Origin of the sequence: Acinetobacter sp. YH12205 (assembly GCF_013418125.1) — a bacterium.
GTDB classification, from domain to species: Bacteria; Pseudomonadota; Gammaproteobacteria; order Pseudomonadales; family Moraxellaceae; genus Acinetobacter; species Acinetobacter towneri.
On the sequence record NZ_VPCQ01000001.1, the window covers coordinates 341,967 to 353,386 of the forward strand.

General features: G+C 43.3%; 10 protein-coding genes. 1 reads left to right on the forward strand and 9 read right to left on the reverse strand.

Translation table 11 applies throughout. The annotated features are described in order from the left end of the window. Positions 1-110: 110 nt before the first annotated feature. The 8 genes from FTU92_RS01655 to FTU92_RS01690 are packed head-to-tail and all read right to left on the reverse strand — an operon-like array spanning position 111 to position 7,768. On the reverse strand, positions 111-956 hold the full coding sequence (locus FTU92_RS01655) for a hypothetical protein (RefSeq protein ID WP_136143922.1): 846 nt from the start codon (positions 954-956) through the stop codon (positions 111-113). Between the two features lie 10 nt (positions 957-966). Next, positions 967-2,046 carry a 3-dehydroquinate synthase gene (aroB, locus tag FTU92_RS01660; RefSeq protein WP_180095416.1) on the reverse strand — a complete coding sequence of 360 codons (1,080 nt, stop codon included), beginning with the start codon at positions 2,044-2,046 and terminating at the stop codon, positions 967-969. 30 nt (positions 2,047-2,076) lie between these two features. Then, the gene (aroK, locus tag FTU92_RS01665) at positions 2,077-2,607 is read right to left on the reverse strand and encodes a shikimate kinase AroK (protein ID WP_104852648.1); all 531 of its coding nucleotides are present in this window, start codon (positions 2,605-2,607) and stop codon (positions 2,077-2,079) included. 37 nt (positions 2,608-2,644) lie between these two features. Further along, complete coding sequence (locus FTU92_RS01670; RefSeq protein WP_180095472.1) at positions 2,645-4,786, reverse strand: type IV pilus secretin PilQ; 2,142 nt, start codon at positions 4,784-4,786, stop codon at positions 2,645-2,647. Positions 4,787-4,846: 60 nt separating this feature from the next. Further along, a complete protein-coding gene (locus FTU92_RS01675) occupies positions 4,847-5,371 on the reverse strand; it encodes a pilus assembly protein PilP (protein ID WP_179997195.1) in 525 nt (174 codons plus the stop codon). Further along, the gene (locus FTU92_RS01680; RefSeq protein ID WP_004974463.1) at positions 5,371-6,078 is read right to left on the reverse strand and encodes a type 4a pilus biogenesis protein PilO; all 708 of its coding nucleotides are present in this window, start codon (positions 6,076-6,078) and stop codon (positions 5,371-5,373) included. Before FTU92_RS01680 ends, FTU92_RS01675 begins: the two co-directional genes overlap by 1 nt. Next, positions 6,075-6,710 (reverse strand): PilN domain-containing protein, encoded by a 636-nt coding sequence (locus FTU92_RS01685; protein ID WP_004974461.1) that lies wholly within the window; start codon positions 6,708-6,710, stop codon positions 6,075-6,077. Before FTU92_RS01685 ends, FTU92_RS01680 begins: the two co-directional genes overlap by 4 nt. After that, on the reverse strand, positions 6,710-7,768 hold the full coding sequence (locus tag FTU92_RS01690; protein ID WP_004974460.1) for a pilus assembly protein PilM: 1,059 nt from the start codon (positions 7,766-7,768) through the stop codon (positions 6,710-6,712). Before FTU92_RS01690 ends, FTU92_RS01685 begins: the two co-directional genes overlap by 1 nt. Before the next feature lie 169 nt (positions 7,769-7,937). On the opposite strand from FTU92_RS01690, the gene ponA reads away from it, so the two are divergent. Next, positions 7,938-10,490: a penicillin-binding protein PBP1a gene (gene ponA / locus FTU92_RS01695; protein WP_180095419.1), complete on the forward strand. Its 2,553-nt coding sequence runs from the start codon at positions 7,938-7,940 to the stop codon at positions 10,488-10,490. Positions 10,491-10,559: 69 nt separating this feature from the next. Here ponA and FTU92_RS01700 read toward each other — a convergent pair whose 3' ends face one another. After that, positions 10,560-11,363 carry a putative RNA methyltransferase gene (locus tag FTU92_RS01700; protein ID WP_131260646.1) on the reverse strand — a complete coding sequence of 268 codons (804 nt, stop codon included), beginning with the start codon at positions 11,361-11,363 and terminating at the stop codon, positions 10,560-10,562. Between the last annotated feature and the right edge of the window lie 57 nt (positions 11,364-11,420).

Genomic DNA, 11,420 nt, shown 5'->3' on the forward strand with positions numbered 1-11,420 from the left:
AGCCAGAATAGCTCAATGCGAATCATAGACAAAAAGAATAGAACAAATAAAGGCAAGCGATGGTTTGAATGACTAAAATGAAGCTAAAAGAATATTGGAAGTGTTTATGATTAGTTAAAAGGATCGCGCACTTCAGGTTCAGGTGCATCTGGCTGAGCAGGTGCTGTACCACTTTGTGATTTTTGTACATCAACGACATTACCCTCCTGATCACGACGGGTAATTGTAGTGCTGGTGGTACTATTTTGCGGTGCAACTGCCTGCGTAGTCGGTGCAGTCGTTGTGGTTGCAGGTGGACGTGCCAAAGCACTTTCATCTATTTTAGGCACAGCTGCTGGACGTAAATTTACCGCATATAGCTTAGTGCTCAGCCCCATTTCATCCGCCCCTAAATCATTGACATAAGGACGATAGTCAGCAAATTGCACCACAACAGGCTGAATCGTTTCAGGAAATTTGAATGGCAATGCGGTCAAAGTCTGTGCAGCGTCGCGTTTATTGCCAAAACTGCCATATAACATCACATATTGTTCAGCCTGCCCCTCACCGCTTAAACGGATATAAAACAGCTTGCTCCGATCTGTTTGCTTTTTAATAAAACTTTTAATGATGTTTTCATCATTGACCCGAAACAGTTCAATCGTGCTATTATTTTTTTGTTCCTGAATAAATTTAGTACCGCGAAACTCAGCCTCATGCAAACCAGAAGCCGTTAAACGCGTGGTGAGTTCCAAAGGTCTGACTTCTTCTTGCAAGCCACCCAAATAGGTGGTTGCAGCAACCTTCTCGGGTTGAATTTGTAATTCAATTTCAGACTCTGGTTGTTTTTCAATTTCAACCAGTTCTTCACGGTCTGTCACCGCCCAAAAAATCAGTGCCGCCAATAAACACAGCACCGCGCCCAGCAACCAAATTGACTGTTGAATTTTTTGCCAGTGTGTACGCAGTGCTGTCATATGCTGCCTTTTATGCTTGATTGGCTAAAATCGCCTGTTTCATCAATTCTAAGTCAAACTCTTTGGTGATGATGGCTTGACCCAATTGCTTCATGAGCACCAAACGTAATTGACCATTCAGCACTTTTTTATCGTGTGCCATATAAGCCAAAAACTGATCCAGTGGAATTTGCGGACATACTATCGGTAAATTGGCACGAGAAATGATATTTTTTGTACGCTCTACATCTGCGACAGAAATCCAGCCCATACGCTGTGATAAATCGGCTGCCATCACCATCCCTGTCGCAACAGCTTCACCATGTAACCATTTACCATAGCCCAAATAAGATTCAATCGCGTGTCCGAAGGTGTGCCCAAGATTCAATAAAGCGCGTTCACCTTGCTCTTTTTCATCATTAGCAACAATACGTGCTTTATGTGCACATGAACGATATACCGCTTCTGCCAGTACAGCAGGATCACGCGCCACTAATGCTTCCATGTGCGTTTCAAGCCATTCTAGAAACTCGACATCACCCAAAAGCGCATATTTAATGACTTCGGCTAAGCCTGCAGACAACTCGCGCTCAGGTAAAGTATTCAGTTGCGACATATCTGCCAACACCACTTGGGGTTGCTGAAACGCGCCAATCATGTTTTTACCCAGCGGATGATTAATCCCTGTTTTGCCACCGACACTTGAATCGACCTGCGACAATAAAGTGGTCGGTACTTGAATGAAGTACACTCCACGCTGAAAACTTGCCGAAGCAAAACCTGCCATATCGCCAATCACGCCACCGCCCAAAGCCAGCACCGTACAATCACGGTTAAAACCAGCTTCCAGCAAGGCATCAAAAATAAGAGTGAGATGCTGAATATCTTTGTATTTTTCTCCATCAGGCAAAATACAGGTTGCCACTTTCTTGCCCAGTGCTTCAACAGCCGTCACATAGTGATTTAAATACAAAGGTGCAACCGTGGTATTGGTCACAATCATGACTTGCTGACCTTTAATATAAGGTGCAAGTAATTCTTGGGGCTGAAGATCACTGCCAATAAAAATTGGGTAACGGCGATCGCCAAGTTCAACGTGTAAAGTCTGCATGAAAAAGTCGCTTTCTACCTAAGATATTTGCTATGAAACAATCGTATTTAAGATTTTTTGCGCCAAATCACGCGCAGCACCCTGATTGGTTTCAATAATATAATGCGCCACCTCACGATACAACGGATCACGCACTGCAAGCAAATCACGTAATCTTTGTTCGGGGTTTTCGACTTGAAGTAAAGGACGGTTTTTGTCGCGATAGGTTCGCTGAAGTTGAATTTCGACAGGGGTATATAGATAAACAACAATACCACGTTGTTTTAAGAAGTCTCGATTCGGGGCTTGAGTCACCGCGCCGCCACCTGTAGCAAGTACAAGTTTATGCCGTGTGGTTAACTCATCAATAACCGCTGTTTCACGACTACGAAACCCTTGTTCACCTTCTTTTTCAAAGATCCAAGGGATCGTAGCGCCAGTTTTGCGTTCAATTTCATGATCACTATCTAGAAATTCACGCCCTAACAATTCCGCCAAATGGCGTCCTACAGTGGTCTTGCCTGCCCCCATCGGCCCTACCAAATAGATATTTGGTAGGGTATCAAACTCTTTGCTTAGCAAGGAGTCACCTATAAATTTTGTTTAAATTGAAAATATATTAATGATTTCTTGAAACACTGTCATTAACAATTCGTGGTGTAACAAAAATCAGCAACTCACGTTTGTTGTCCGACTTGATATCTTTACGGAATAAACGTCCGATATAAGGAATATCGCCCAAGAATGGAACCTTGGTTTGTGAGTTAGCCGTTTGTTGTTCAAAAATACCACCCAAGACCACAGTTTCACCATTATCTACCAGAACATTGGTATTCACGGCGTTTTTGTTAATGGTGAGCTGACCTGTTGGTGTTGGTAAACCTGGTGAGTCACTGGTGATATTTAGTTGCATTTGGACTTTACCGTCAGGCGTAATACTTGGGGTCACATCCAAACTTAAAGTCGCATCAATGAATTCTGTGGTAGATACTGCATTGACACCACCACCTTCAGAAGATTGATACGGAATTTGCGTACCCGATGCCACTTTGGCATTTTGCTTATCTGCAGTCAGAACTTTTGGTGTCGAAATCACTTCACCGTAACCATCTGCTTGTAATGCAGACAACTCCAAATCGAGCATAAAGTCAGACAAGCTGATTAAACCAAATGCAATACGGCTAGCACCAGCACTGGTCACACCCAAATCGACATTCAGGTTTTGTGGACGTTCAATTTCGTACTTCCAACCACCCGTATCACTATCTTTTTCTGGTTCACGCAAGTTCCACAAAGTCGTATCGCTACCACCCACCAACAAGTGGTTATTATTGGTAATCCCTTGTGACAAGATGCCCCACTTCACCCCCATTTCCTTGGTGAAATCTGTGGTTGCACGAACAATACGTGCTTCAATCATCACCTGCTTCACAGATACATCTAGCAAATCAATCATTTGACGAATCTGATCAATTTTTGCCGATGTATCGTTGATGATTAAGGTATTGGTACGTGGATCTACCGACACTGTACCGCGTGGACTCAACAAGCTACCAACGCTATCGCCTAATGGATCAGTACCTGTATTGGTATTTGAACCAGTACGTGAATTTGAAGCATTTTTGCCTTCAGTAATCAACTTTTCAATGTCTGCCGCTTTGGCATAATTCAATTGAATATATTCAGTTTGAAGTGGTGCCAGTTTCACGCTTTGCGCAATCGCTTTGGCTTCTTCTTCTTCGGCTTTAATCAATTCAGAAACAGGTGCAATCCAAATCACGTTGCCATTACGACGCTTATCTAAGTTTTTGGTTTTCAGGATAATATCTAAAGCCTGATCCCAAGGTACATCTTTTAAACGTAAGGTAATGTTGCCTTGCACAGTGTCTGCTGCCACCATGTTAATGCCTGTGAAATCAGCCAATAACTGCAATACACGACGCACTTCGATGTCTTGGAAATCCAGTGAAATCTTTTTGCCTGTATAGCTTTGCGCTGCACGCGGTTTAAACGGGTTTTTATCGACAGGGCGTTTTAAGCTGATGGTTAGCTTGTCTTCTGCCTGATATGCCATATATTCATAGCTGCCCGCAGCCTGAATGGTAATCACGCCATTGCTGCCATCATTGTGTGCATCAATGGTCGACACAGGTGTTGCAAAATCATTTACATTTAAACGGCGTGCCAAATGTGCTGGTACTTTATTGCCTAAAGTACGCACCACAATTTTGCTGCCTTGCTGCTGCACATCTACAGGCGTATTGCTACCGAGTAGATCAATCACCACCTGACCTTCGCCTTCACCGCCACGCTGGAAACCAATATTGGATACACCTTGCGCACTACGTTGGGCAGTCACGGCAGCCACAGGGGTTGCCGTTGTTGAGTTGATTTTTAAAATAAAGGTGTTGCCTTCAACACGCGTGGTAAATGCACCCGCATCGGCCAAGTTCACAGTTAAACGTGAACGCTGTGCATCTGAGCTTACCTCTACAGAGCTGGCTTCTTTGGTCGCGACTGCAACGCTGTTTTGCTTCAGCGTTTGTTGCGCTTTATCAAAATCTAAAATCAAGCGGGAAGGTTGTTCCAGCTGATATGCTGCAGGTTGAGGTGGCAAACCATTAAACATGACACGAATTTCGGTGCCCTGTCCCGGAATTTGCATGGGTACGATGTTGGTAATGCTGACTTGGGCATTGGCAACTTGCATCACTGCCATTGCGACTGCGCCCATTGAAAACTGACGGAACAAATTGTTCATTGTATTACCATCCCCAAAAATAAAATCTTTCACACTGTTATTCATTTTTATTCCTTTAATTTATGGCGCAGGCCCAATTAAAACTAAACTTCTTGGACGTTCTACATAACCTTCACGACCATCTGGAATAATTTCGATTAAATCAATTTGTGTAGGTGTAATATTCACCACACGACCATGATTTACCCCCATATAGCTACCACGCTGGATACGCTCAATTTCACCATCAGGTGTTTGAATCAATGCCAAAATTTGACCATTTTGACGCATACTGCCTTTCATGGTCAGTGACTCAAGTGCGTAATTTTCCAGTGGTTGTAACTGGCGAGCAAGGTTCGGATAAACACGCTTCCCTGCCATAATTTTAAGCTCTGCCGCCAATGAACTTGGCATAAATGGGCTTTTGAGCTGGTGTGCTGCATAGTTAAAGGTTGGCGCAGGCTCAAACACAGGTGCGGGTTCAATGGGTAGTGGTGGCTGATTACGAATTTCAGCCATTTGTGCATTCACCGCATCAATCCGTGAATCACATCCCACCATCAACAAAGTTGCCATCAGAGCCAACGAAAGCTTTTCAATTTTCATTATTTCGCTCCTCCAGCATTACCCGCGGTTTGTGCATCTGCACTGCCGACATAACGATAAGTTTTTGCTTGTGCTTTATAGGTCACTTGCGGAATATCGGTTTTCTTGTCTTTATTTTCAGTCGCCACAATTTCAAAGTCGTGCATGGTCACAATACGTGGCAATGCTGCTGTACCGCTTACGAATGAACCAAAGGCATGATAATCGCCTGTCGCTTCAATTGAAATTGGCTGTTCAATAAAGAACTCTTGTTTAATTTCGTTCTCTAAACGAATGTTTTTAAACTTCAAACCTGAATTCACGCCTGTGACGTTAATATCTTCAACTAAACCTGGAATTTCAGTTTCTTTTGGCAATTGTTCAAGTTGTTGGTTAAAGTTCGCTTCCATTTCTTGTAATTGCGCTTGGTATTGCTGCAAATTACGCAATTTAGAATCTTTTTCACGGAACTCATTTAACAAGTTTTGTTCTTGTGTATGTGCTGCTGCAATGGCATCTAACTTTGGCTTGATTACGACAAAGTAACCTAAAGCTAGAATCAGGAAAATAATAAAAATCCAGCAGGTAATTTTGACCGAAAGTGGCCAAGCACCATAATTGTTAGGATCTAGGGTATTGAACTGTTGAAAAAACTTTTCAACTGTCATTTTCTTTTTCGGAGCAACAGCAGCATCCTGATTTACTTCATCAAATTCATCGAGACTCATTGTGCTGCCCCCGCTGCTGATGTTGAATTAGATTCTGTTGGTGTTACTGGAATTGCAATTTCTTCTAAATCTGAAGTCACTACAAAAGTACCGTAACTTTCCTCTACACGAGGAACCACAGAGCTTGGTGCTTTATCTTTATTTTCTTCTTTAGCTAAGAATGAATTCATAAATGCATTGCGATACCACGGCGATGCTTCCAAATTACGCAAGAATTCAGCCACCGTATTTGGACTTTCAGCCTTGCCCTCAAAAGTGAATTTATTGCCTGTACGGCTCACTTTGGTTAAGTACATATTGCTTGGTGTCACACGCACCAATTCATCCACCAAACGCACGGCAATTGGACGCTGACTTTGTAGACCCTGAATAAGCTTCATGCGCTCAACAATAGCATTACGCTGTTCTTGCAAGCCTTCTAAAGATTTTAATTGTACATCTAGGTTTTGGTTGGTACTGATCACCAATTGATTGGCTTGTTCTTGATCTTGTAACTTCGCGTTGTAGAAGAACCACGCCAAAGCCACCAATAACACCCCAACAGCAGCCGCTGCAATACAAAATACAATAAATTCTTTTTTACGTTTTTCTCTTAGCTCATCGCGCCAAGGGAGTAAGTTAATCTTTGCCATTAATCAAAACTCCTCATTGCTAAACCACATGCCACCATCAATGACGGCGCATCACTTTCAATTCTTTTAATGTCGATTTGTGGAGAGAAGCCCATTTGTAAGAATGGATTGGCAATGGTCACACGGTAGCCCAGTTTTTGCTGCAACAACTTCGCAAGACCTGGAATATTGGCATTCCCCCCTGCCAATAAAATGTGATCAATTTCGTTAAATTGTGAAGATGAGAAAAAGAACTGCAATGAACGTGCCGCTTGTTGCACCACCGCTTCTAAGAACGGTTCGAGCACTTCTACATCGTAGTCATCTGGCAAAGTACGGCTTTTTTTCGCACGCCCTGCTTCTTCATACGACAAACCATAACGGTTTTGAATTTCTTGTGTCAGCTGCTTACCGCCAAAGGTTTGCTCGCGGGTATAAATAATTTTGTTATTTTGCAGTACCGACAAGGTGGTCATGGTATGACCAATATCCAAAATACCAATGGTGTTCACACCCATTGGCAGGGTATCGGAGAACACTTTAAAGGCATTTTCGATGGCAAAACTTTCGACATCGGCAATTTTGGCTGTCAAGCCGCCCAACTCCAATGCTTCTACTCGTGCTTCTACGTTTTCTAAACGTGTTGCAACCAGTAACACATTGACTCGGTTTGGATTGGCTAAACGGTCTGGTTGGACTTCAAAGTCTAGGCTGACTTCATCTAATGGGAATGGAATATATTGCTCGGCGTCCATACGAATTTGAACTTCACGCTCATCGCTAGTCATATCTGCATCCATTTCAATGATTTTGGTAATCACCATTGAGGTTGGAATTGCTAATGCTGCAGATGTAGATTGCGTGTTTGCTAAGTTCAATGCACGTTCAAGCGCATCCCCGACTGCTTCTGGATTGAGAATGTTTTTTTCAACCACACTGCCTTCTGGAAGTGGGACCAGCGCATAGCTCTCGACCCAGTATCTACCATTCTTAACAGAGAGTTCTAATAACTTAACAGAAGTAGAACTAATATCTACACCTATTAACCCCTTACTTGGCTTACGATATAACCTACGCACAATAGTACCATTCCTATTATTTTTTTATCCCCAAAAAAATTTAACCTACTAATCCGCGCTGGTCTATAATTTTTTACGGATACAATAATTCATCTAACAATCCGTAAATCTACTCGCTATACTGACCAGCAATTAGTTTGCTATTAGCGCTTATTAAAACGCACTTGTTATGAAAAAGCTATCTTGTTCGGGTCGTGTTCATCCATTTTTTTTGATCATAATTATAATTTTGGTCGCAATACCGATGGGTTTCTATGGCATGTATCTCTATATTGCCCCATCTTTGCCAGAAATGACCACCTTAAAAAAAGCGCCATTATTAAAACCATTGCAGGTTTATAGTGCCGATAATGAGCTAATTGCCGAGTATGGCGGCAAGCTTTCTGTGCCTGTCGATTATGAACATATTCCTGAAAAATTCATTTTTGCATTCTTAGCTGCAGAAGATTCTGCCTTTTTTGAACACAGTGGGATTAGCTTCAAAGGCTTAGGGCGCGCGTTGAGCGAGGCGGTAACAGGCTCCAATGTGCAAACTGGTGGCTCAACCATTACCATGCAAGTAGCAAAAAACTATTATCTCAGTCCTGAACGTACCTTAAAGCGTAAACTCACCGAAATCTTTTTAGCACGTAAAATTGAACAGAACCTAAGCAAAGAAGAAATTTTGACTTTATACGTCAATAAAATCTTTTTGGGTAAAAATGCCTATGGCATCGCGGCAGCTGCCAAAATTTATTACAACAAAAGCCTAGAAGAACTGTCGATTGCACAAATGGCGATGATTGCAGGCTTACCTAAAGCACCTTCACGCTACAATCCAGTGGTGAATCCTGAGCGTGCTTTAGAACGTCGTAACTGGATTTTGGGGCGTATGCTGCAACTGGGCTATATCAACCAAAATGAATACCAAAAAGCCATTGCTGAACCCATTAATTTAGATATGCCAGACCGCAGCATCAGCAATAAACATCCGTATATTGGTGAAATGGTGCGTGCTGAACTGGTTAGTAAATTTGGCGAACAAGCGGTTGATTCGGGCTATAAAGTTTACACCACGGTAGACAGCAAACGTCAGATGTATGCAGAACAGGCGGTACAAGAAGGCTTAGAAGCCTATGACCGTCGCCACGGCTGGCGTGGTGCAGAGGCACACGACAAACCGCTGAATGAGTTTCGTGCTTATGCCAACACCTACCCTGCGCAAGTCAGCAAAGTGCTGAATAATTCTTTTGAAGCGTTAATGCAAGATGGCACAACAGTTACTGTACCATGGTCAGGTATGTCTTGGGCGCGCCCCTATCGCAATGCCAACAGTGTAGGCAATGCGCCAAGTCGTGCGGCACAGATTGTAAAAGTCAAAGATATTGTCCGTTTACGTCCAAATGAAAATAAAACCGCTTGGTCATTGGTACAAGTACCGAAAGTGCAAGGTCAATTGGTCGCAATTAACCCGAATAATGGCGCCATTGAAGCGTTGGTCGGTGGATACAACTTCTATCAATCTAAGTTCAACCGTACTTTACAAGGTTGGCGTCAACCGGGTTCCACCATCAAACCTTTTGTGTATGCTCTGGCTTTAGAGCGTGGTATGACGCCACACACCATGGTCAATGACAGTCCAATCACCATTGGTAAATGGTCACCACGTAACTCCGATGGTCGCCATTTAGGCATGATTCCGTTACGTCGTGCTCTCTATTTATCTCGTAACACGGTTTCGGTACGCTTATTACAAGAAGTCGGTATTGAGCGTACCCGCCAACTATTCATGGATTTTGGTTTGCAGGAAGATCAGATTCCGCGTAACTACACCATTGCATTGGGTACACCACAAGTTTTGCCTATTCAAATGGCAACGGGCTATGCCACTTTTGCCAACGGTGGTTACCGTATTCAACCGCACTTCATTAACCGTATTGAAGATGCTTATGGCAAGGTGATTTATCAAGCCAATCCTGAATATGCGTGTATTGCTTGTATTAATTCCAAAGAACAAACGACTGAAAGCGCCGAAGCCACCACACCAGATGATGAAGTGATTGAAGTGACCAATAAAAAACTGGCACAAGCTGAACAGGATCCACAATTATTGGCAGAGCGTAGTCAGTACAAACAGGCACAACGTATTTTAAAATCTAGCTCGGCGTATGATATGTCCAATATTTTACGTGACGTAATTCAACATGGTACTGGACGTGCTGCGCTCAGAATTGGTCGTGGTGATATTGGCGGTAAAACAGGAACCACCAACGATGCCAAAGACGCTTGGTTCGCAGGTTTCAACGGCAAACTGGTGACTGTGGCTTGGGTGGGCTTTGACCAACCAACAACTTTAGGACGTCGTGAATATGGGGGGGTTGCAGCGCTGCCAATTTGGACAGACTTTATGGGCAATGCACTTAAAGGCACACCTGAAGCATGGGTCAGTTTAGACAGCAAAGCCAAAGCGCCACAACGTGAACTCAATCAAATGAATGCAGAACAGAAGCAGGATTATCGTGCTTCACCGCCATTGGCACGTCCACTGTATCGACCTGCACCTGTTGCGCCAGCACGTGCGCCTGAGCGAGATTTTGACGATTTACCAGGCGATGAGGTATTAATTCCTGAAAACGCTGCACCGCCTGCCATGCACGCGCCAAACAACAGCCCTGCCAAACTAAATGCAGCACCTAAACCTGCTCCCGATGCTTTAGAAAACTTAATTGACGAAGTCTTATAACCACAGACAAGCAGTCAGAAAAAAGCCCTCTTATGCAAAGATGAGGGCTTTTTTATGGGCTATTCAAACTTATTTTTTCTGAAACAGATAAATTTGATGCTGTGCTGTCACGTCAAACTGGGTTCGCTGTTCCAATGCCTGACGGCGCTCTGCTTTGGCTTTATAGGCATAAGGTGTCATAGCAATTAAATGAATTAAATCGCTTTGATTGAGCTGTAATGGTGTTTCCACCACGCTGGCATCAATCAAATCAAAAGTAGTTTGTAATTGGGTGATAAATTTTTCGGGTTCATGTGGCTTTACCTCTTCGAACAACGCTTGACGCATCGCCAATAAATGCTCAGGCGCAGGCGTCACCACCAACAAATAACCTAGTGGTTTTAAAACCCGTAAAATTTCATGTTGCGGGATTGGGCTAAACAGACTGGCACATAAATCAATACAATGCTCCAAAACAGGCAAGGTTGCTCCTGTCCCCACCACCCAAGTCACTGCGGAATTCAATTTTGCCGCTACTTGTACGGCATTCTTGGCAATATCCACCCCGACACACTGCAACACTTCGCCTTGCATGGCAGCAGTGTAATAACCTTCACCACAACCAATATCCAACAAATTTTCGATGCGTAAGGCACGAATTTTTTGCACCACCGCCTGTTGCAAGGGCGCATAATGCCCTGCACTTAAAAATGCACGGCGTGCCTGCACAGAAGTAGGTGTATCCCCTGGATTTTTACTGTGCTTATGTTGCACCACATGTAAATTGACGTAGCCTTGTTTCGCAACATCATAACTGTGATTGCTGGCACAACGCCATGTTCGATCATGCAGTTGCAATACCTGACGACATACAGGACACATCAGCAAATTCATCATTTTCTCCAGAGTGGACGACATAAAAAAGTCGGCGAGTGCCGACTTTTAAAATTT